The 22,047-nt window shown below is 70.0% G+C and carries 18 protein-coding genes; 13 read left to right on the forward strand and 5 right to left on the reverse strand.

Translation table 11 applies throughout. The annotated features are described in order from the left end of the window. Nucleotides 1-22 precede the first annotated feature (22 nt). Nucleotides 23-1,195 carry a branched-chain amino acid ABC transporter substrate-binding protein gene (locus tag ACGFI9_RS05170; protein WP_393175097.1) on the reverse strand — a complete coding sequence of 391 codons (1,173 nt, stop codon included), beginning with the start codon at nucleotides 1,193-1,195 and terminating at the stop codon, nucleotides 23-25. 205 nt (nucleotides 1,196-1,400) lie between these two features. On the opposite strand from ACGFI9_RS05170, the gene ACGFI9_RS05175 reads away from it, so the two are divergent. Genes ACGFI9_RS05175 through ACGFI9_RS05215 form a run of 9 tightly spaced genes read left to right on the forward strand, consistent with a single transcriptional unit; the run spans nucleotide 1,401 to nucleotide 10,212 of the window. Beyond that, a complete protein-coding gene (locus ACGFI9_RS05175) occupies nucleotides 1,401-2,309 on the forward strand; it encodes a dihydrodipicolinate synthase family protein (protein WP_393175099.1) in 909 nt (302 codons plus the stop codon). 3 nt (nucleotides 2,310-2,312) lie between these two features. Beyond that, nucleotides 2,313-3,317, forward strand: coding sequence for a proline racemase family protein (locus tag ACGFI9_RS05180; RefSeq protein ID WP_393175101.1), 1,005 nt, complete (start codon nucleotides 2,313-2,315; stop codon nucleotides 3,315-3,317). Nucleotides 3,318-3,366: 49 nt separating this feature from the next. Then, on the forward strand, nucleotides 3,367-4,740 hold the full coding sequence (locus tag ACGFI9_RS05185) for an aldehyde dehydrogenase family protein (protein ID WP_393175103.1): 1,374 nt from the start codon (nucleotides 3,367-3,369) through the stop codon (nucleotides 4,738-4,740). Further along, nucleotides 4,740-6,026 carry an aconitase X gene (locus ACGFI9_RS05190; protein ID WP_393175105.1) on the forward strand — a complete coding sequence of 429 codons (1,287 nt, stop codon included), beginning with the start codon at nucleotides 4,740-4,742 and terminating at the stop codon, nucleotides 6,024-6,026. The genes ACGFI9_RS05185 and ACGFI9_RS05190 overlap by 1 nt, the downstream gene beginning before the upstream one ends. Then, complete coding sequence (locus tag ACGFI9_RS05195) at nucleotides 6,007-6,459, forward strand: aconitase X swivel domain-containing protein (protein WP_393175107.1); 453 nt, start codon at nucleotides 6,007-6,009, stop codon at nucleotides 6,457-6,459. The genes ACGFI9_RS05190 and ACGFI9_RS05195 overlap by 20 nt, the downstream gene beginning before the upstream one ends. Beyond that, the gene (locus ACGFI9_RS05200) at nucleotides 6,456-7,391 is read left to right on the forward strand and encodes an ornithine cyclodeaminase family protein (protein ID WP_393175109.1); all 936 of its coding nucleotides are present in this window, start codon (nucleotides 6,456-6,458) and stop codon (nucleotides 7,389-7,391) included. The genes ACGFI9_RS05195 and ACGFI9_RS05200 overlap by 4 nt, the downstream gene beginning before the upstream one ends. Further along, nucleotides 7,384-8,532, forward strand: a complete 1,149-nt coding sequence (locus ACGFI9_RS05205) for an NAD(P)/FAD-dependent oxidoreductase (protein WP_393175111.1) — start codon at nucleotides 7,384-7,386, stop codon at nucleotides 8,530-8,532. The genes ACGFI9_RS05200 and ACGFI9_RS05205 overlap by 8 nt, the downstream gene beginning before the upstream one ends. Continuing rightward, entirely contained in the window at nucleotides 8,529-8,804 is a 276-nt protein-coding gene (locus ACGFI9_RS05210; protein ID WP_393175113.1) for a (2Fe-2S)-binding protein, read from the forward strand. The genes ACGFI9_RS05205 and ACGFI9_RS05210 overlap by 4 nt, the downstream gene beginning before the upstream one ends. Next, nucleotides 8,788-10,212, forward strand: coding sequence for an FAD-dependent oxidoreductase (locus ACGFI9_RS05215; RefSeq protein WP_393175115.1), 1,425 nt, complete (start codon nucleotides 8,788-8,790; stop codon nucleotides 10,210-10,212). The genes ACGFI9_RS05210 and ACGFI9_RS05215 overlap by 17 nt, the downstream gene beginning before the upstream one ends. A 295-nt stretch (nucleotides 10,213-10,507) precedes the next feature. On the opposite strand, the gene ACGFI9_RS05220 is transcribed toward ACGFI9_RS05215, so the two are convergent. Beyond that, the gene (locus ACGFI9_RS05220) at nucleotides 10,508-11,257 is read right to left on the reverse strand and encodes a hypothetical protein (RefSeq protein WP_393175117.1); all 750 of its coding nucleotides are present in this window, start codon (nucleotides 11,255-11,257) and stop codon (nucleotides 10,508-10,510) included. A gap of 84 nt (nucleotides 11,258-11,341) precedes the next feature. Here ACGFI9_RS05220 and ACGFI9_RS05225 point away from each other — a divergent pair, with 84 nt between their 5' ends. After that, nucleotides 11,342-12,367, forward strand: a complete 1,026-nt coding sequence (locus ACGFI9_RS05225) for a DUF6461 domain-containing protein (RefSeq protein ID WP_393175119.1) — start codon at nucleotides 11,342-11,344, stop codon at nucleotides 12,365-12,367. Nucleotides 12,368-13,326: 959 nt separating this feature from the next. On the opposite strand, the gene ACGFI9_RS05230 is transcribed toward ACGFI9_RS05225, so the two are convergent. Further along, nucleotides 13,327-13,569, reverse strand: coding sequence for a hypothetical protein (locus ACGFI9_RS05230; protein WP_393175121.1), 243 nt, complete (start codon nucleotides 13,567-13,569; stop codon nucleotides 13,327-13,329). A 280-nt stretch (nucleotides 13,570-13,849) separates the two neighbouring features. Next, nucleotides 13,850-16,207 (reverse strand): SGNH/GDSL hydrolase family protein, encoded by a 2,358-nt coding sequence (locus ACGFI9_RS05235; RefSeq protein ID WP_393175123.1) that lies wholly within the window; start codon nucleotides 16,205-16,207, stop codon nucleotides 13,850-13,852. Nucleotides 16,208-16,622: 415 nt separating this feature from the next. On the opposite strand from ACGFI9_RS05235, the gene ACGFI9_RS05240 reads away from it, so the two are divergent. After that, nucleotides 16,623-18,524, forward strand: a complete 1,902-nt coding sequence (locus ACGFI9_RS05240; protein WP_393175125.1) for an exo-alpha-sialidase — start codon at nucleotides 16,623-16,625, stop codon at nucleotides 18,522-18,524. 214 nt (nucleotides 18,525-18,738) lie between these two features. Then, nucleotides 18,739-19,440, forward strand: a complete 702-nt coding sequence (locus tag ACGFI9_RS05245; RefSeq protein ID WP_393175127.1) for a FadR/GntR family transcriptional regulator — start codon at nucleotides 18,739-18,741, stop codon at nucleotides 19,438-19,440. A gap of 61 nt (nucleotides 19,441-19,501) precedes the next feature. On the opposite strand, the gene ACGFI9_RS05250 is transcribed toward ACGFI9_RS05245, so the two are convergent. Further along, complete coding sequence (locus tag ACGFI9_RS05250; RefSeq protein WP_393175128.1) at nucleotides 19,502-20,284, reverse strand: FadR/GntR family transcriptional regulator; 783 nt, start codon at nucleotides 20,282-20,284, stop codon at nucleotides 19,502-19,504. 142 nt (nucleotides 20,285-20,426) lie between these two features. Between ACGFI9_RS05250 and ACGFI9_RS05255 the strand changes: the two genes are divergently transcribed. Continuing rightward, nucleotides 20,427-22,046 carry an ABC transporter substrate-binding protein gene (locus tag ACGFI9_RS05255; RefSeq protein WP_393175130.1) on the forward strand — a complete coding sequence of 540 codons (1,620 nt, stop codon included), beginning with the start codon at nucleotides 20,427-20,429 and terminating at the stop codon, nucleotides 22,044-22,046. Nucleotide 22,047 lies beyond the last annotated feature (1 nt).

Consider the following 22,047-nt stretch of genomic DNA (forward strand, 5'->3'; position numbering starts at 1 on the left):
GGCGCCGCCGGGAGCAGACGGTCTACTGCAGGGTGTCCTTGAGGACGATCTTGCCGTTCTCCACCACGAGGATCTGGAAGCCACCGCTGGAGAGCGTGTGGTCGGGCGTGAACTTCAGCGGCCCGGAGAACAGCTGGAAACCGTCGATCCCCTCGAGCGCCTTGATGACCGCGCTGCCGTCGGTCGAGCCGGCCTGCTTGACCGCCTCGGCGGCCACCCGGACGGCGTCGTAGGCCTGGGTGGAGTACGGACCGGGGTCGGCGCCGAACTTGCTCTTGTAGTCGGCGATCCACTTGTCGGCGCCCTGGATCGTGTCCGGGGTCTGCGTCATGGTGGCGAAGACGCCCTCGGCGACCGCGGGGCCGGCGATGTCCACCAGCTTCTGGTCGACCGATCCGTCGGCGACCATGATCTTGCCGGTGTAGCCGGCCTGCCGCAGCTGGCGGATGATGAGGCCGCCCTCCTGGTAGTAGCCGGTCCAGTAGATGAAGTCCGGCTGGCTCTTCAGGATGGCGTGGACGTTGGCGCTGTAGTCGCTCTCACCCGCGGTGACCGACTCGCGTCCCGCGAGCGCCGGCGAACCCGTCAGCAGCTTGGCGGTGGTGTCCGCGATGTCCTTGGAGTAGCTGGTGTTGTCGTCCATGAGGGCGACCTTGGTGGCACCCACCTTCTTCATGAACTTGAGCGCCGCATCGGACTGCTGCACGCCGGTGCCATTGATCAGGAAGACGTTCTTCTTGTGCTGCTTGACCAGTTCGTTGGAGTTGGCGGCCGGGATGAGCATGGGCACGTCGGCCCTCTCGAAGATCGGCAGCGTCGGGAGCGTCGCCCCCGAGCAGTAGCCGCCGACCGAGATCTTCACACCCTCGGTGACCAGCTTGTTGGCGCCCGCCGTGGCGCTTTTGGCGTCGCACGCCTCGTCCTCGACCTTGAGCTCGAGCTTGCGCCCGTTGACGCCGCCCTTGCCGTTGATCTCGTCGACGGCGAGTTGCGCACCGTTCTTCATGTACGGGCCGATGGCCGAGCTGCTCCCCGACAGCGGAGTCAGCATTCCGAGGACGATCGGCCCGTCGTCCGACGACCCGCCCCCTCCCGAGGCGAGCCCGTTACCACATGCGGAGAGCATCATGGCCGCCACCGCCGCGCCGCCCACGAGGGCGACTCGCGACAGCCGGCGGGTCAGAAATGTGGTCATTGTCCAAAACCCACTTCCCTCAAGGACCGACACCCGGACGGCCCAAGTAGCGATCGGCAGCACTGCTGTGTGACGTAGCACAGCACTATGGCACAGAGCACATCGTCGCTCTAGAGGCGCATGTCGAGGTGTTACCGAAGCTTGACTTGAGCACGGCGAGCTGCTGTGTGATATTTTACTGACCGTCACGAAAGGGCTCTCTGACATGACTGTTTCCCCCGCTGCCCGTACCCGCCCCTGGCACGGCGTGCTCGTCGCGGCCGCCCTGCCCTACCGCGACGACCTGTCCGTGGACTTCGACGCCTACGCCGACCACGTGCGGTGGCTGGCCGAGAACGGCGCCCACGGGGTGACCCCGAACGGATCCCTGGGCGAGTACCAGGTGCTGACCAGGGAGGAGCGCGCGAAGGCTGTCGAGGTGGCGGTCCAGGCGGCACCCGAGGGCTTCGTCGTCATGCCGGGCGTGGGCGCCTACGGCGCCCTGGAGTCGCGGCGCTGGGCAGAGCAGGCGGCCGAGGCCGGCGCGCAGGCCGTCATGGCACTCCCCCCGAACGCGTACCGCACGGACGAGCGGGCCGTCCTGGAGCACTACCGCGAGATCAGCAAGGCCGGCCTGCCGGTGACCGCGTACAACAACCCGATCGACACCAAGACCGACCTGACGCCTCGGATCCTCGCCACGCTGTACAACGAGGGCCTCATCGTGGGCGTCAAGGAGTTCAGCGGCGACGTGCGTCGGGCCTACGAGATCTCGGAACTCGCGCCCGGACTGGACCTGATGATCGGCACCGACGACGTCGTCCTCGAGGTCGGCATCGCGGGCGCCAAGGGGTGGATCGCCGGATACACGAACGCCTTTCCGCAGTCGACCGTGGCGCTGTACGAGGCCTCCGTGGCAGGGGACCTGGAGACCGCGCTGCCGCTGTACCGGCTGCTGCACCCCCTGCTGCGCTGGGACTCGAAGACCGAGTTCGTACAGGCGATCAAGCTCTCCATGGACATCGTCGGCCGTAAGGGCGGCGTCTGCCGACCGCCGCGGCAGCCGCTGACCGCCGAGCAGGAGCAGTCGGTCCGCGCCGCGACCGAGGCGGCCCTCGAAGCCGGACTGGCCTGAGACATGCGCGCACGCCGACTGCTGCACGCCGTCGACTCGCACACCGAGGGCATGCCGACCAGGGTCATCACGGGCGGCGTGGCACCACTGCCCGGCGCCACGATGATGGAGCGCCGCCGCTGGTTCCTCGACAACAGCGACGACCTCCGCACCTTGCTGATGTACGAGCCACGCGGGCACTCCGCCATGTCCGGAGCGATCCTGCAGCCGCCGACGCGGCCCGACGCCGACTGGGGCGTGCTCTACATCGAGGTGTCCGGTTGCCTGCCGATGTGCGGACACGGCACCATCGGGGTCGCCACCGTGCTGGTGGAGACCGGCATGGTGGAGGTGACCGAGCCGGTCACCACGATCCGCCTGGACACGCCCGCCGGCCTCGTCGTCGCGGAGGTCGCCGTCTCCGACGGCGCGGCCAAGGCGGTCACGATTCGCAACGTGCCGTCCTACTCCCACCAGTTGGACGCGACGGTCGAGGTGCCCGGCTTCGGCACGGTCCGCTACGACCTCGCGTACGGCGGCAACTTCTACGCGATGGTCCACCTCGAGGACCTCGGCCTGCCGTTCGACCGGGGACACAAGCAGCGGCTGCTGGACGCCGGGCTGGCGATCATGGAAGCGATCAACGAACAGGACCGCCCGGTCCACGTCAACGACCCCGACATCAGCGGATGTCACCACGTACAGCTCATCGCTCCCGGCTCGGATGCCCGGCATTCGCGCCACGCGATGGCCATCCACCCGGGTTGGTTCGACCGGAGCCCGTGCGGTACCGGCACGAGCGCGCGCATGGCGCAGCTGCACGCGCGTGGCGAGCTGGCGTTGGACGTCGACTTCGTCAACGAGTCCTTCATCGGGACGCGCTTCATCGGCCGGCTCGTCGAGGAGACGCGGCTCGCCGGCGGCGTCACCGCAGTGGTACCGACCATCACCGGGCGCGCCTGGCTGACCGGCACGGCACAGTACTTCCTCGATCCGGACGACCCGTTCCCGGCGGGTTTCCTGCTTTGACCTGACCTCATCCCCACCCGGCCCACGTACCGACGCTGAGGGAGCCTTCGTGATCAAGAGCTACTCACCGCACGCACCCGGAGACCTCGTCGCCGAGGCGCCTGTGACCAGTGCCGACGAGGTGGCGAAGGCGTTCGCCCGCGCTCGCGCGGCCCAGGCCCAGTGGGGGCGCGGCCCCGCGGCCGCCCGGGCGCAGGCACTGTCCGACGCTGCCGACGCGGTGGCGGCAGCATCCGACGAACTGACCCGACTGGCGGTTCGCGAGGTCGGCAAACCACTCGGCGAAGCGCGCGGTGAGGTAGCTCGGGCGGTGGCCATCCTCCGCTACTACGCCCAGCAGGTGTACGACCCGGTGGGCGCGATGCACGAGCCGTCGGCCCTCGGTCTGCTCTTCACCCGGCGCCGACCGCTCGGCGTCGCCGGGCTCATCACCCCGTGGAACTTCCCGATCGCCATCCCGCTGTGGAAGGCCGCACCGGCATTGGCGTTCGGCAACGCCGTGGTGCTCAAGCCGTCGCCGGACGCGACGGCGACGGCGCTGCGGCTGGCCACCCTGCTCGACGAGGTGCTGCCCGAGGGGCTGTTCACGGTCCTTCCCGGTGACGGCGACACCGGTCGGGCGATCGTGGCCGAGGCCGACGTGGTGTCGTTCACCGGATCCACGGCGGTCGGTGGCGACGTGGTGCGCTCGGCCGCGGCCCGCGGGGTGCGGGTACAGGCGGAGATGGGCGGCCAGAACCCGGCGATCGTCCTGCCCGACGCCGACGTGGAGTCCACCGCCAGGCAGATCGCCGCGGCCGCGATGGGGTTCGCCGGCCAGAAGTGCACGGCGACCAAGCGGGTGATCGTCGTCGGGGACGTCGCGCCGTTGCGGGACGCGCTCGTCGCGGCGATCGAGGCGCTGGGGTTCGGCGACCCCGCGCAGGCGACGACCGCGGTGGGGCCGGTCATCAACGAAGCCGCCCGGGACAAGGTGTTGGCCGCCGCCGGCAGCGCGACCGCGGCCGGGGCCCGTCTCCTGGCCGGCGGCGTGGCGACCGACGACCCCGGCTGGTTCGTCCGTCCGACCCTGCTCGAGCATGTCCCCGCCGATCACCCGCTCTCGTGCGACGAGGTGTTCGGGCCGATCGCCACGCTGCACGCCGTGCCTACGCTCCAGGAAGCGGTGGCGGTGGCCAACGATGTTCCACAGGGACTCGCCGCCGGCGTGTACACGCGCGATCTCACCGCCGCCCTCGCCACGGCGGACGCGTTGGAGGCCGGCCTCGTGAAGGTCAACGCACCGACCACCGGGGTCGACTTCTACCTGCCGTTCGGCGGCGAGAAGGCATCCAGTGTGGGCGGCCGCGAGCAGGGCAAGGCCGCGCAGGACTTCTTCACCTCGCTGCACACTGTGACGCTGGCCCCCGGCGAAGGCGCCTGATGCCCGGCGCCGACGGCCCGGTCCTCACGGCCGAGGAACAGTCGATGCTGGCCGGAGAGCAGGGCCCGGCCGTCGCGATGTGCATGCGGCTGCTCGTCGGGGTCGCGCGCGCGAACGGGGCCGCACGACTGGTGCCGATCGAGTCAGCGCACGCCGACGGCTGCCTGTACCACGGCGTGGCGGGGCTGGAGTTCACTGAGCGGCTGGTCTCGCTCGGCGCCCGGGTGCGGGTGCGCACGACGCTCAACGTCGGCTCGCTCGACCTGCTGCATCCCGGACTGGTACGCGCCGACGCCGAGGTGGCCGAGAACGGCCGGCGCCTGATGGACGCGCACGTGGCCCTCGGCTGCGAGCCGATCTGGTCGTGCGCGCCGTACCAGTCCGGCCACCGCCCGGCAGAAGGCAGCCATGTGGCGTGGGCGGAGTCGAACGCCATCGCCTTCGTCAACTCGGTGCTCGGGGCGCGCACGGACCGGTACGGCGACTTCATCGACATCGCCGCCGGCGTTGCCGGCCGGGTCCCCTACTCGGGCCTGCACCTGAAGCGGAACCGCGCCGCCGCGCTGGTGCTCGACTTCTCGGCGGTCCCCGCCGCGCTGCTCGACGACGACGTCGCCTGGCCCGCGATCGGGGCGCTGCTCGGCGAGCTCGCCGGAACCCGGGTCGCGGCCCTCACCGGTCTGCCCGGCGACCTGAACGACGGCGGGGTCACAGAGGACCGGCTCAAGGCGCTCGGCGCGACCGCCGCGTCCGCCGGCGGCGTCGCGCTGTTCCACGTTGTGGGGGTGACCCCGGAGGCGCCGACGCTGGACGCGGTGCTCGGGCCTGAGGCCACCACGGTGCCGGTGACGGCACCCGACCTCAGCCGAGCGCGCGAGCGGCTGAGTAGCGCCGCTACGGAATCACTCGACGCCATCAGTCTCGGCACCCCGCACTTCTCGCTCTCCGAGTTCGCGGCGCTGGCGCTCGAGTTGCGGGGCGGAGCGGCGTTCAGCCCGTCGGTTGACGTGTTCGTGTCGACCAGCCGGGCCGTGCTGGCCGAGGCGGAGGCACGCGGGTACGCCGACGCGGTGCGCGACGCGGGTGGCCGCATCCTCACCGACACCTGCACGTACGTGACGCCCGTGCTGCGCGACGGGATCCGCACCGTGATGACGAACTCGGGCAAGTGGGCCTGGTACGCGCCGGCCAACCTCGGCATCGACACCGTATTGGGAAGCCTGGCCGATTGTGTCGCCTCGGCGAGAGCCGGGAGGGTGGTACGCGATGAGCGGCTGTGGGGATGACCCGGTGGTGCTGTCCGGCCGCTCCCTTCATCCGGGACAGGCGAACGGCGCCGTACTCGCGCTCGACGAGCCGCTCTCGTTCTGGGGCGGGGTCGACCCTTCCGGAGTGATCGTCGACGCCCACCACCCGCAACGCGGCGCCACGGTCGCCGGGCAGGTCCTCACAATGCAGGCCGGGCGCGGATCCAGCTCCTCCACCGCCGTGCTCGCGGAGCTGATCCGGTCCGGCCACGCGCCGGCCGCCCTGCTCCTGGCCGAGTGCGACGCGATCCTGGTGATCGGGGCCCTGGTCGCCGCCGAGATCTACGACACCGCACTGCCCATCGTGCAGCTCGCCCACGACGACCTGGCACGACTGCGCACCGGCACCCGAGCCGCCGTCCTTGCCCACTCCGCACCCCTTGCGGCGACCATCATGGTGAAGAGCCGATGACCGCGACACTGCCGTACCTCGACGAGGCCGACATCTTCGGCCTGGTGCCGTTCGCCGATGCCGTCACCGCACTGGCGAAGGCCCTTTCCGGCGGGCTCGATCCGCGGGCGTCACTGCAGCGCTCCATTCACGACGTGGCACACGGACAGCTGCTGCTGATGCCCGCCGAGACCGGAGCCGTCGTGGGCGTGAAGCTGAGCACGGTGGCTCCGGGCAACTCCGACCGCGGGCTCCCCCGCGTCCAGGCGCTCTACGTGCTGTACGACCGGGTCACGCTGACCCCGGTGGCGCTGCTGGACGGCACGGCCCTGACGACGTTGCGAACCCCTGCTGTCTCCGCGGTCGCGGTGGACCACCTCGCCGCGCCCGAGGCGCGGCACCTGGTCGTGCTCGGCTCCGGCCCGCAAGCGTGGGGGCATGTGGAGGCGCTGCGGGCCATTCGCCCCCTCGGCGACGTCACGGTCGTCGGCCGGGACCCCGACCGTGCGGCGGCCCTGGTCGCCCGGGTTCGGGGCAGCGGTCTGGACGCGCGCGTGGGCAGCCACGAGGACGTCGCGGTTGCGGACGTGGTGGTGTGCGCCACCACAGCCCGCCAGCCGCTTTTCGACGGCCGCCGGCTGCGCCCGGGAACCTGCGTCGTCGCGGTGGGCTCCCACGAGCCGGACGCCCGTGAACTCGACGACGCGACGATCAGCTCTGCCGAACGGGTGGTGGTCGAGTCCGCCGGCGTCGCCCTGCGCGAAGCGGGTGACATCATTCAGGCCGTACGCGCCGGCGTCGTCCGCGAGAACAGCCTCATCGAGCTTCGCGACGCGGTGCACCTGGCACCCACCACCGGGTCATCGGTCTTCAAGAGCGTCGGCATGGGCTGGCAGGACCTCGTGGTGGCCGATCTGGCCTACCAGCGCTGGACGGAGAAAAGGCATGCCTGATGTGGTCATCGTCGGAGCGGGCATCGTGGGGGCGGCCTGCGCCTACTATGCCGCGCGCGAGGGGCTGTCGGTGACGGTCCTCGAGCGGGGGACGGTGGCTGGCGGCACGACAAGCCGCGGTGAGGGCAACATCCTCGTCTCGGACAAGGAGCCCGGCCCCGAACTGAGCCTGGCTCTGGCGTCCCGTACGCGCTGGCTGGAACTGGCCGCCGAGCACGGCCCCGACCCGTTCGAACTCGAAGAGAAGGGTGGCCTGGTGGTGGCCACCTCGGATCCGGGTGCCACGGCCCTGACCCGGTTCGCCGAGGGGCAACGGGCCACCGGCGTGGAGACGGTCGCGGTGAGCGCGGACCAGCTCCACGACCACGAGCCGAACCTCGCCCCGGACCTGCCCGGAGGAGTCCTCTACCCCCAGGACATGCAGGTACAGCCGGTACTGGCGGCGGTGTCACTCCTCGCGGCGGCCCGCTCCCTCGGCGCCACGGTGGTCCGCGGCGAGGAGGTCGTGGCGGCCGAACGGGGCCCGGACGGACGCGTCACGGCGGTCCGGACGCGCACCGGCAGCTATCCCACCAACGCCGTGGTCAACGCCGCCGGCACCTGGGGTGGTCAGGTCGGCGAACGGCTCGGCGCGCCGATCCCGATCCTCCCCCGCCGCGGGTTCATCCTGGTGACCGAGCCGCTGCCCCGGGTGGTCCGGCACAAGGTGTACTCCGCCGACTACGTCGAGAACGTCGCGTCCGACGTCGCCGGGCTGGAGACGTCCACCGTGGTCGAAGGTACCCAGGGCGGTACCGTCCTCATCGGCGCGAGCCGGGAGCGGGTGGGGTTCGACGACACCGTGTCCGTGGCGGTGCTGCGGCGGCTGGCCTCGCTGGCGGTACGCATCTTCCCCTTCCTCGCCGACGTAAGGCTGATGCGGACCTATCGCGGGTTCCGCCCCTACTGCCCAGACCACCTGCCGGTCATCGGTCCAGACCCCCGGGTTCCCGGGCTGTTCCACGCCTGCGGGCACGAAGGCGCCGGCATCGGTCTCGCCCCGGCGACCGGCAAGCTGATCAGCCAGCTGCTGACCAACGGTCAGCCGGACATCGACCCCTCGGCGTTCTCGCCATCGAGGTTCGCGCAGGTGACCACATGAGCCAGCCACACTTCTCCTTCGACGGCAGCCAGATCCCCTTCCGGCCAGGGCAGAGCGTGGGCGCCGCGTTGACCGCGGCCGGGGTGCGGTCGTGGCGCAGCACCCGACGCGCCGGCCGGCCGCGGGGGTTGTTCTGCGGTATCGGCGTGTGCTTCGACTGCCTCGTCGTCGTCGACGGGCGCCCGAACGAACGTGCCTGCCTCCGCCTCGCCGAGCCGGGCATGGAGGTCAGCACGCAGGAAGGAACCGGTCACGGTGACCTCGAAGTCTGAGCGGATGTTCGACGTGCTGGTGGTCGGCGCCGGGCCGGCCGGGCTGGCCGCCGCGACCAGCGCCACCCGCGCCGGCGCCCGCACGGCCATCGTGGACGCCGGCGTGGCACCCGGGGGCCAGTACTGGCGCCACCCGGCGCCCAACGACGATGGCGTGTCCGCCGCCGAGGTGGCCCACCTCCATCACGACCTGGCGACATATCACCGTCTTGTGGCCGGACTCCGGGCCGTCGCCCAGTTCTCCCAGCACCACGTCTGGACGGTCACCCGCGACCGGGACGGCTTCGTCGTGCACGTGATCGACCGGACCGGTGGGGGCGAACGAGCGGCCGAGCTCCGCAGCCGTCGGCTCATCCTGGCCCCGGGGGCGTACGACCGTCAGATCCCGTTCCCCGGGTGGGATCTTCCGGGCGTGATGACGGCGGGGGGCGTGCAGGCCCTGCTCAAGGGTCACGCCGTCGTTGCCGGACAGCGGGTGCTGGTGGCCGGAACCGGCCCCTTCCTGCTTCCGGTCGCGGCCGGCCTGGCCGAGTCGGGAGCGAACGTCGTGGGCGTTCACGAGGCCGCCTCCCCGTTGGCGTGGCTGAGTGAGCTCGGCGCCGTGATCCGTAATGTGAACAAGCTCGGTGAGGGCGCCGGCTACGCCCGGGTGCTGGCGCGGCAGCGCATCCCGGTCCGTACCCGGTCCGTCGTGGTCTCCGCCCACGGCACCGACGCCCTGGAACGGGTCACCACCATGCGATTGGACCACAAGGGCCGGGTGGTACCCGGCAGTGAGCGCACGATCGCGGTGGATGTGCTGGCCGTGGGGTGGGGTTTCACCCCGCAACTGGAACTGCCGCTGGCGCTCGGCTGCGCGACGCGCGTGGATGTCGACGGGTCACTGGTGTGCGAGGTCGACGACGAGCAGCGCTCATCCGTCGAGGGCGTCTTTGTCGCCGGCGAAGCCTGCGGCGTCGGCGGCGCCGCGCTGGCGACGGTGGAGGGCGAGATCGCCGGTACCGTCGCGGCGGGCGCCTCGTCCGTCGCACCTCGACTGCGCCGCTCGCGGGCGGCGCTGCGCCGCTTCGCGCAGGCGATGCACCAGTCCCACCCGGTGCCCGCAGGATGGGTGGACCGGCTGTCCGACGACACGACCGTCTGCCGCTGCGAGGAGGTTCCTTTCGGGGCACTGCGGTCCATGCAACGGGACCTCGACGCGCACGACGGCCGGTCGGCGAAGATGCTCACCCGAGCCGGCATGGGTTACTGCCAGGCACGCACCTGCGGCTACGCCATCGGCTGCATCCTCGGTCAAGAGGCCTCCCCCACCTCCGGCTTCGCCGAACGCCCGGTCTCGTCTCCCCTCACCCTCGGCGCGTTGGCAACGTCTTCTCCGGCGGAGAACGACCCACCGCCAGCTGAGTGAGTAGGGCGGGGCGAGTTCGGCTGGTCCTCCCGATCTACACACTCGCGTTCGTCAGCTTCCGGCGAGCATCCAAGGCATGGCGCCGCCGTGTCATCGCCAGCTTCGCCTCCGCGCCGGTCATCCGCCGGCGTGAACGGCAGCCCCTTGTCGAGGACCGCCTCGTGGAAGCGCTGCCGTTGCGGCGGCCGTCGGCCGAGGGCCACCACTGCCGTGGTTTGCCCACCGACGCCTTGACCTGTTTTAGATATCACTACGTGCTTGACGAATCCGTCCCAGCACCTGCTTGACAGTGGGCCTAGGAAGCGTGCGCGTGGTCGGGGCCAGTGGGCGGCGACGTCAACGCTTGCCAGAGCCGTTGGTATTCGGCTGGTTCGCCGATCGCGGCCCGGTGCTGTCGGTGGTCGACGTAGTGCCGGATCGTGTCGGCGATGAACCACGGGTGGACGTTGTCGATACGCAGCTGCCGCCGGCCCAGGACGAGGATGCCGCGGCGGCGTACCAGGTCCGGTCTGGCGTACGTCAGGGCCAACGCGGAGGCGTTGACCGCTGGCCGGGCAGGACGGCCGGGTGCCAGGGCTTCCCACGGCACAGTCAAGGATCCGGCGAAGTCGCGTTGACAGACGCCGTCCGGTCGCAGCTCGACGGCAACCCCGCGCCAGCCGCCGGCAAGGTGGAGACCGACGGCGACGAGGAGGAGGAACGGCAGAACATTGATCAGGCCCATGCCCGCCAGGTGGCCAGTGCCCAGGAATAGCGAGGAAAAGAACGTGAGCCCCACGGCCATGCAGATCTGGAAGGCGCTCGGCTCAGTGGCGAACGCCCGAACCTCGGGCTTGACCAGTAAGGCCGCCGGACGTGGTCGCCGCGAGGCGAGCACGGCCAGCAACATCGCCAGCACACAGGCGAGGAAGGTCGCGTTGAGCAGGATCAGGTCCAGCCGGCTCGACGGTCGGCGGCCGACTGCCAGGACCACGGCCAGGACAAGCGCAATGGTGAGGATCAGCCGCCGGCGGCGGACCGTCACGGCGAAGACCGTGGTCAACATGCCAGGAGCGTAGTCGACCTCATCCAGGCCCCATGGCCCCTCAATTTCCGGATCTTGTCGCCTCCAAGCGTTAATCTGCCCGGCGTGTCCGACGCCGTGGTCGCGTACTACCGCCAATTCCTCGACGAGCGCTCCTGGTACGCCGAAGGGCTGAGCTGGACGGTGATCCAACCGGCGAGCGTGCCGGTTACGGAGGACATCGTCCTGCGACGGCTGCGCGGCAAGCGAGTCGACCTGACCGAGATCCACTTCCCGCACGTCAACGACTTCCGGCCCGGGATGCCCGATGAGGCGAAGGTGGCATACCTGACCCAGGTCGGCCCGGCCGTGGTGATGTTCCAGCCCAACGGCTTCGAGGGCGCCCGTCGGGAGGTCCTGCGCTGGCTCAGCGACGGCGCCCGCGTGCACAACATCGACTGGACCATCAACGGCAACGGCGGCATCAGTTACGCCGTCTACGGGAACGTCCTGGCGTGGGTGGACAAGAACGACCCCGGGCGGCGCCACGGTGAGCAGCCAGACGTTCTCGACAACGACCTGGACGGATTGCGCGAAGCCCGCCGCCGGTGGGACGCCGGCGACCTGGCAGGCGCCGACTTCAACGCTGAGGCGATGGCACTCGTCGAGCGGCGCACCGGCGTCCGGCTCGACGCCGGCTGGGTCGACGGCCTCGAGGAGCATGGCCAGGCGGTGATGATCGGGGACATCCCGAGGGACCCGACGCCGCCGGGCCAGCTCGGGTACAAGGACCCTGACCTGGACTCCCGGCTGCGGAGTGCGCCAGAGCCCACGCGCCGCGCCGCCCTCACGTTGGTCGCGCGGGCCCTTGCCGACCGATTCACCTTCAGTGACCCCGAGGCAGTGGCATCGACGGTGGAATCGATCGAGCGAGGCGTGCCGCTCGACCCAGAGATGCGTTCACGGATGTTCCGGTCGCAGGCCACTGGCGGCGATAACGCCCGGTCGGCTGTCCACGGACTCTACGCCGCGACCGCCGGGCCGGGCCCGCACGTGGACGAACCGCTCGACCTGCTCAACGCGGCCACGTACGCGATTCCCGACGAATGGCCCCGCCTGCGCCAGACAATCGACGGGCTGCTGCGCGGCTGACCGGACGCCTCGATCCGCTCCCACACCCGGGCCTGCACCGCCCGGACAGGCCTGCCTACGCCGATCACCAAAGCTGGAACCGATGGCTTGAAGTGGTCGTCACCGCGGGGCGCTCAGGTGTCGGTATCCGGGGTGCACGTGCGGAACGAGTCCCTGCTGGTCGGCGATCCGCTGGAGCAGGCTGGCGAGTTGGGACCGCTCGTCGGTGCTGAGGGCGGCGCAGAGGTCGTCTTCGTGGGCGGTGTCGATGGACCGCCGCCGCCATCCCGCTGGCCATCTACACCGCGACCGCGTCCGGGCGCCTGCACCAACTCGGCGTTCGGGCACCCGGCGCGACCATCGCGCTCATCGGCGGGACGCTCTCCGCCGGATTCCTCGCCCTCTGCGACCTGCTCGGTTGGGTCACCTCCCAACCCGAGGTGCTGGGCGAGCCCGGCCTCGTGCGCCCTCTGCAATACCTCACCTTCGCCACCGGCGGCGTCGGGCACGTGGTGCCGCTGGGTCTACTGATCGCCGGCGTGGCCGTGCCCGGCCTCCTCGCCCGGCTACTGCCACGCTGGCTTGCCTGGTCAGGCCTGTCATCGCCGCCGTCGCCGAAATCGCCACCCTGAGCCTGCTCATCGACAACGCGGCCATCCTCCTCCCGATCGCCCGCTTCACCGGCCTCGCCTGGCTGATCACCGCAGGCTTCCGCCTACCTCGGCAACGACCATCCAGAGCCGAGAACGTCAGGAACTGAGACTTGCCGGCTATCGAAAGGCCCGGCGGTGGTGAGCCTTACCGCCGTCGGCGCCTATCCACCCCGGCGGTGGGCCATGCCCGCATGCAGCCGTCATCCTGCTCCAGCCTGGTGTCGCGTGATCAGCGATCGGACGTCAGGCCATCCCACCAGTGGTCCGGCTGGGCGCCCCTTGACCTTTATGGGAGCCTCGGGGCGGCAGCAGCAGCGGGGGTTCAGGTCACGCTGTGCGCCGACGCATGCCGCGGCCGACTCGGACAGCGATCCAGATGCCGCCGGCCAAGAGACTCAGACCGGACAAGGCGGTGACGATCTCGTAGGCCCGATCAGAATCGCCGAGAGGCGGCCCGTCCGGCGGCAGACCATCCCAAGCGCTCCAGGAGCCGTAGACAAGCAGCACACCGACACCTGCCAACGCGAGCGCCACAAGCAGAGACGCGGCCCGCCCGATCCACATCAACATCGCAGCAGTATTGCAGCGAAAGCTGCCTCCGGCGGGGCTAGCCGATTCCAGGATGGAGTTGCCGAATGGCCGTAGGACACGCACTGCCGAAGCTATGGATTGGGCTTCCACCTGAGATGTGGACACCCTGGTACTGGACGCTGGTCCAGGGGAACGGGCCCCGTTGGGGCGCCCATCGACGTACCTGGAAGAGCTCCGGCAGAGCTTCCCCTGCGCCGCGCGTGGCCGCGCCGGTGGGTGGCTGCGTGCCGACCCGGGTGGGGCAGCACGCAGCCAGCACTCAGCGGAGGGTTCCGAGGTCGATGGCCTCAGCCATCGCACGGTAGCCCGCGTCCGACGGGTGCAGGTGGTCGCCCGAGTCGTACGACGGGTGGATCCGTTGCGGGTCGGCCGGGTCCCGCACCTCCGCGTCGAAGTCGACGACGGCGTCGAAGTCGTCACTCGTGCGGATGAACTCGTTCACGGCCTGCCGCACGGTGTCCCGTTCCTCGGTCCAGGAACGCCAGCCCTTCATCGGCGTGATGGTTCCGACGACGACCCGCAGGCCCTGTGCGTGTGCCTGGGCGGCGATCTGCCGCAGGGCGAGTTTCAGGGCTTCCGGGTCGGGGTGTGCGAGGTTGAGGATGTCGTTGACGCCCTCGAGCACGATGACCGTGCGCGCCTCGGACGTGGTCAGCATGTCGCGGGACAGGCGGGCGAAGGCGTTCGGGCCACCGATCCCGGTGCCGGTGCTGCTGTCCAGGATCCGGTTGCCGCTGATGCCGCTGTTGACCACGCCGAGCTTGGTCGGTCCGGGCTCGGCGGCGAGCCGGTCGGCGAGGACGTCGGGCCACCGCACGTTCGCGTTGATGGTCGACTTGTCGCCGTCGGTGATCGAGTCGCCGAAGGTCACCACCGTGCCGTGCGTGGAGCTGGACCGGACGTCCACGGCTGTCGCGTAGTACCAGGCCGTGGTCGGCTGGGTGAACGAGGTGCCCTGCTCGTCCGCGGCGTGGTCGCCGTCGGAGGAGATGAACGACGTCTGGTACGAGCGCGGGTGCTCGGTCACCGGGCCGGACGGCGCCGGGGTGTAGACGGTCACCAGCAGGTCCCCGTCCGCCGGCACGGCAAGGGAGACCGGGTCGCTGAGCACTTCGCCGCCGGCCGGGATGGTCACCGAAGGCACGCCGCCGAAGGTCAGCTCGCGCATCGTGCCGGCGACCGCGTCCGGTGCGTCGGGCCTGGCCGCCACCGCCAGCGTCGCTCGTCCCATCAGGACCGGTGCCGTGCCGAGCGCGTTGGACAGGCGCACCCGGGCCGCATCGCCACCCACGCTGGTGTGCACCACGTTGCGGATCGAGTGGTTCGGCATGCCCTGGTCGGCGCCGGGCGTCGTCCGGGCCATGGCCGTCTGCCAGGTGCCGACCCAGTGACCCGGCGGGCGGGTGTCGAGCTTGTCCAGGTCAACGACCGCCGCCATCGCCTGGTAGCCGGCGTCCTTCGGGTGCAGGTGGTCGCCGGAGTCGTACTCCGCCCGTAACCGGTTCGGTGCCGCGGGGTCCCGCAACGCGACGTCGAAGTCGGCCACCGCGTCGAACGCGCCGCCGTGGCGGATGAAGTCGTTGACCGACTGCCGCACGCCTTCCAGTTCCTCGGTGTAGTTGCTCGACCCGCCGAACGGCGTGAGCGTGCCACCGGTGACCCGCAGCCCCTTCGCCCTGACCTGAGCCGCTATCTGGCGCAGCGCCGCGATGATCTCCGACGGCTCGTGGTGCTGCGGCTGGCCGCCGATGTCGTTGATTCCCAGGAGCACGATCACCGAGCGCACGCGGGTCGCGGTCAGCACGTCGCGATCCAACCGGGACATCGCGTTGGGGTTCCAGGTGTTGGTGAGCAGGCGGTTCGAGCTGATGCCGGCGTTGAGCACGCCGAGCCGTGTCGGCCCGGGCTCGGCGATCAGCCGGTCGGCCAGGTAGTCCGGCCAGCGGTGATTCGCGTTCCGGGTCGAGTTGTTCCCGTCGGTGATCGAGTCGCCGAGCGTGACCACTGCGCCCTCGGCCTCTCCCAGGACGTCCACGCCGCTCACGTACGGCCAGAAGGTGATCTTCTCGGTGAACGCCGCACCGGACTCGTCGGCCGCGTGATCACCGTTCTGCGACAGGAACGAGGTCTGGTTGGCGACCTGGTGATAGGTCACCGGTCCGGACGGCACCGGGGTGTGCACGCTGACCAGGAGGCCGCCATCTTCCGGCACGGCAAGGGAGACCGGGTCGCTCAGCACCTCGCCGCCGGCGGGGATGGTCACCGACGGCGCGCCGCCGAAGGTGAGCGGTCGCATCGTGCCCGCGACCGCGTCCGGCGCGTCGGGCGCGGCGGCGACCGCGACCGTCACCGCGTCCATCCGCACCGCCACCGTGCCGAGGACGTTGGTCAGCGAGACCCGGACACCGGAACCACCGACGCTGGTGTGCACGACGTTGCGGATGGTCCGGTCCGCGTATCCGGTGGGGAGGTTGGGCACGGTGCCGGAAGCCGAGGTCGACCAGGTGCCGACCCAGGCATCCGGCGATGCCGTCGACTGGGCGTCCTGGCCCGCTGCGGCGGCCGGGCTTGTCAGGCCGAGCACCAGCGCGAGCACGGTGCCGGCGGTTTTCGTCATTCTTCGTACGTAGGACATGGGATCTCCTCCCGATCGTCAACGAGTTTGCTCCCCGCCCTTGCCGTGGTCAACCGCTGTCCGATCTTCTGTCCGATCGCGACTCGGCTCGCTGCAGGCGCGCCACGGGCGCGGCGCCGGATCGACGTAGGCAGATCGCCTCAACGGGCGACATGCAGGGAATAAAGACGTCATGGGCTTCGAGGCCGCCCTGGACGGTGATGTGAAACTGCCTCATACCGCGCTGGTCGACGAGCCTCGAAACGAACGCGTCGACGAGGCTGACCGGCAAGTCGCCCGGAGGGCTTGCGATGCCCGTCGTAGGACGTAGGATGTCCTGCAACTCTTCATCCGTGACGATCCACCTGCCGCTCGACACGATCCGCCCCGGCGGTGACCAGTGGAGGTATCGCTTTTCATGACGAGACAAAGACACAGCCACACCCGCCGTCGACTGCTGTCCACCATGGTGATCGCGGCGATGGCTGCCGCTCTGCTCACCAGCGGCACCGCCCACGCCGCCGAGCCGTACCACGAGGAACAGGCCGTCTACACCGCGAAAACCGACGGGTATTTCTGCTTCCGGATTCCGGCGATCGTGAAGGCCACCAACGGGGACCTGCTGGCGTTCGCCGAGGGTCGGATCAACAACTGTGACGACCGGGGCGACATCGACCTGGTGCTGAAGCGGTCCCACGACGGCGGCCGTACCTGGGGGCCGCTGCAGGTCGTGTCGCGCGGCAACGGCGACACGCACGGCAACCCGATGCCGATCGTGGACGAGAGGACCGGCCGGGTCGTGCTGTTCACCACCCACAACCCGGGCACCGGGAGCGGTGGCCGGGTGCCGTTCCTGCAGATCAGCGACGACCACGGAGGGACCTGGAGCGCGCCGCGGCAGATGACCGAGCTGACGCGGCCGGAGTGGACCGCCTGGTACGCAACCGGCCCGGTGCACGCCATCCAGCTCACCCGCGGTCCGCACGCCGGGCGGCTGGTGATGAGCGCCAACCACGAGTCCTTCGCAGCCGACGGGCGCCGCACCGCCGGCGTCCACCTCGGGTACAGCGACGACGGCGGCGACACCTGGCACCTCGGCGCCAGCGCCGGTGGCGCCACCGACGACATCTTCGTCAACGAGTCGACGCTGGTGGAGCTGACCGACGGGCGGATCTACGTCAACGTGCGGGAAGCGGGCACGGCTGAGGGCACCCGGGCGTACGCGATCTCCAGCGACGGCGGCGAGAGCTACGACGCGCCGTTCCAGATGGTGCCCGAGCTGACGATGCCGGTCGTGCAGGGGGCGCTGCTCCGCCTCACCGCCACCGACGAAGGTGACGCGCGGGACCGCATCCTGTTCTCCGGACCCGCCAATCCTGGAAAGCGCGAGGCCCTGACGATCCGGTCCTCCTACGACGAGGCCCGGACCTGGGAGCCCTGGGAGGAAGGAAAGGTCATCACCTGGGGTCCGGGCGGGTACTCCGACCTGGTCAAGATCGGGACCGACCCGGACGCGGGACCGGTCGCCGGCGTGCTGTACGAAGGCGGCGAGGCCGCCCTGTACGAGGTGATCGAGTTCGTCAGGTTCAACGAGGCGTACCTCGACACCCCGAACGGTTCGCCGCCGGACCTGCCACCGCCCCCGGCGCCGGGACCGACGACCCCGGACGCCTCGCCGCGCTACGACAACACCGCCTACGTGCGCGGCGGCGCGACGCTGGCCGAGGGGCGGTACGGCACGGGGCTCGCGCTCGACGGCGTCGACGACCACGTGGAGGTGCCGTACAACCCGGACGTCGACCTGGGGGACGACGAGTTCACGATCATGACGTGGTTCCGGTACAGCGAAACCAGCGGCAGCATCGTGATCTGGTGGTTCTACCAGGTGGGTACGGGAGCCGCGCAGATCTGGCTGCGGGCCGAACCGGCGAGCAACCGCATCCGGGGTGTTGTCGGCACCGGCCAGGGTGACGCGAACATCACCATCGCGGGCGCGTACAACGACGGGCTCTGGCACCACGTCGCCATGCAGCGCACGGCGACCCGGGTCCGGGTCCTCATCGACGGCGCCACCGTCGCCGACCTGGCCGCTCCCCGCGGCTCGGTGACCACCGGCAAGGAGTTCGGCATTCACAGCGTCTACCTCGGCCGACGCGTCGACGGCCTCAACAACCCGTTCCACGGCACCGTCGACGAGTTCCGCATCTACGGCCGCGCCCTCAGCGATGAGGAGCTGCGGGACATCCGGGAACACAACACCCCGATCGCCGGCCAGCTCCGGCTCCGCCTTCCGTTCACGACCATCGCGCCTCAGCAGTAGCCGCGGCGCCGGTGCCCCGCCAGCGCTCGCCTGGCGGGGCACCGCCACGTGTGCCGAATGGGTTCACCGGTCACGCGCCGACGGCCGCCAGGCACTCGGCGAGAGATGGGATGTCCAGCGGCGGATGACATGGCCACGTGTAGATTGCTCCTCAGCTGAGCGCGCTTTCCGGACGTAGGATGTCGGCAGCGGCGGAAGAGCCTGGAGGCACGGGATGGCCAGACGCAACGGCGAGACGGTTCAGGACCGCATCGTGGCCCTGATCCATGATCGTCAGCTCCAGCCCGGCGCTCCGATGCCGACCGAACCGCAGCTCATGGACCTGCTGGGGGCGAGTCGCAACAGCGTACGTGAGGCGGTCCGGGCGTTGCAGGCGCTGGGCATCGTCGAGATCCGCCACGGGTTCGGCACCTTCGTCGGTCGCGCCTCGCTGGATGTGCTCGGCCCGTCGTTGGAGTTCCGGATCCGCTCCGGCCCGCACGGCGTCCGCGCGCTCCATGACCTGGTGGAGGTGCGGGAGATGCTGGAGACCGCGCTCGTCGCGCGGGTCGCCGGCTCGACCAGTCCGAGCCGCCTGGCGGCGCTCGACGCCCTCGTGACCGCGATGCAGACCGATCTCGAAGCGGACCGGGCCTTCCACGCGCTGCTCTACGAATCCTGCGGCAACGAGCTCGTGCTGCAGCTGATCGACCTGTTCTGGCAGGTCTACCACCAGGTTGAGCCGCTGCTGGGAGCGCCGGACGAGCGCATGGACGTGACGGTGGGCAACCACCGGCGGATCGTCGACGCGCTGCGCGCCGGGGACGCGTCCGCCGCCCAGGAGGCGATGCAACGGCACTTCCGCGACGTCAAGGAGCGCATCGCCCGTGCCGAAGCGGCCCAGGCGGCGAAGCCGCTCGACGGCGAAGCGGCCTGAGTCGGGTCGGCCAGCCTCAACTCTCCTCTCGTCGACAGTCCACCACGGCAGTCGGGGCTGGTCAGTGTTGCCCGAGGCGGGCCAGCCGGGCGCGTACGCCGTCGAAGTGGGCGCGCATCGCCGTCGCGGCCGACGCGCGATCCCCCGTGATGACGGCCGTGTAGATGTCGCGATGCTTACGAGCCACGTCGGCGGGCGTCTCGTCGGGCGGGCCGAGGTCGTCGCTCAGCTGGTGATAGACCTCCCAGAACGCGCCGAGCAGCCGACCCACGAGCGGATTGCCCAAGGGACGGTAGAGCACGTCGTGGAAGAGGCGGTCGGTCTCGGGAGAGACCGGGCCCACCCGGGCCTCGCTCTCCATCTGCGCTATGACGTCGCGGGCCGGGGCGAGGTCGGGCGCGATGTCCCGATCGTCCTGCTGGTCGATCAGGCGTTGCACCAGCCCGCTCTCCAGGATCTCGCGGATCTCGATAAGGTGGCCGAGATGGTTGCGCTCGTCCTGCAGGGTGATGCGGCTGTGGAAGGCCAGTTCGTCGACCAGGCCGTTGAGGGACATGTGCCCGACGAACATCCCGAAACCGTGGCGGATGTCGACGATGCCGACGGCCTGCAGGACCTTCAGGGCTTCTCTGATCGAGTTGCGACCGACACCCAGTTCCTCCATCAGCTCGGACTCGGTCGGTAGCGGGTCCCCGGTGGTCAATCCGCGCTGCAGGATGATGCCCTTGACCGCCTCCTGCACCTCGACTGCGCGGCTGTGTCGACGGCGCGCACCGGTGGGAGCGGGGCGAATCCCGGACGGTCGACCGGACGAGTCGCGCTGACGATCGTGCTGAAACACCACGGACATCTCCTGGTCATTTGCTCTTGACCGGGACCGAGGTCGGCCCCTAGCCTCCACTCTACAGGACGTGGGACGTGGGACGTCCAATGTTGCGACCCCAATAGATCAGATAAGCCGGAACCACACCACCACAGGAGGCACCGTGAGCGCCCCGGTTTCTCGGCCAGTCTTCAGCCGCCGCGACTTCCTGCGCTACAGCGGGGCGGTGAGCGCCGCAGCGGCGATCTCCGCGACTCTGTCTGCCTGCAGCGGCCCCGCTTCGACCAGCTCCGCCGGAGCCGGCGGCGACAAGGACCTCGTCACCGCCGTCATCGGATACGGCAACAACCAGAGCTGGGACCCGACCATGACCGCGTCGGCCTTCTCCATGGCCGCCATCAACCACATCTACGAGGGACTGGTCGACACCGACCCGATCACCCGCGACCCCTATCCGGCCCTGGCCACCGCCCTGCCGGCCGACACCTCGGCGACCACGTGGAAGTTCACGCTGCGGCAGGGGGCCAAGTGGCACGACGGGCAGCCGGTCACGGTCGACGACGTGCTCTTCACCTTCCAGCGCATCCTCGACCCGGCCGCCCAGACGCTGACCTACTCCTTCTTCGGGACCTGGCTCAAGGAGGTGCGCAAGGTCGACGACACGAGCGTCGAACTGGTCTTCAACTTCCCGTTCCCCGATGCGTTGCAGCGCCTGACGATCGCCAAGATCATGCCGAAGCACGTCTTCGGCGCGCCCGGCGGCTGGGACGCGGCCAAGGGCGGCAAGGCGGTCGGCTCGGGCCCCTACAAGATGGTCGCGCACAACCCGAAGTCCAACACCGTGCTCGAAGCGTTCGCCGACTACAACGGCCCCCGCAAGCCCGCCATCAAGAAGATGAACTGGCTGTCCATCGTGGAAGCACCCGCCCGGGTCGCGAAGATCTCCGGCGCGAGTGCCGAGGCCCAGATCGCCGACAACATCCCGTACGCCAACATCGACCAGCTGCGCAGCGGTGGGCTGACCGTCGAGGGCGGCAAGGGCATGAACCACATGTTCCTCATGTTCAACACGGCCCAGAAGCCCTTCGACGACGTACGCGTGCGCCAGGCGCTCCTCTACGCGATCGACACCAAGAAGATGATCGACGTGGCGCTCAAGGGACACGGCACGCCGGCGACCAGCTTCCTCAACGAGCAGAACGCGTCGTACGCCAAGGCGAAAACCGTCTACAACTACGATCCCGCGAAGGCGAAGGCACTCCTGTCGGCCGCCGGCGTGACGAACCTGTCCGTCACGCTGATGGCGGTCAACGTCAGCTGGATCGCCGACTGCCTGCCCACCATCGCCAACTCCTGGGAAGCGGTCGGCATCAAGACCACGCTCGAACCGCAGGACACCGCCGCGCTGTTCACCAAGATGGACCAGTCGCAGTCCTACCAGGTGGTCGCCGCGGCATCGAACCCGAACCAGTTCGGCCTGGACGCGGACCTGATCCTCCGCTACAACTACACCTCCGGCGGCACCTGGATGAAGTACACCAAGTGGGACACCAGCCCGGACGCCAAGAACCTGTTCGCGCTGATGGACCGGGCCACCCGGGAGCCCGACCCGACGAAGAAGCTGGCGCTGCTGCACCAGTACCTCGACGTCATCGCGGAGCAGGCAGTGCTGTACCCCGTCCTGCACACGGAGCTGATGACCGCCTGGAATCCGAAGAAGCTCACCGGAGTCCGGCCGCAGGCGTACCCGGGCATCAATCTGCTGCAGGCGCAGCGTGTCTGAC

It is taken from the genome of Micromonospora sp. NPDC048930 (assembly GCF_043197935.1).
Taxonomy (GTDB): Bacteria; Actinomycetota; Actinomycetes; order Mycobacteriales; family Micromonosporaceae; genus Micromonospora.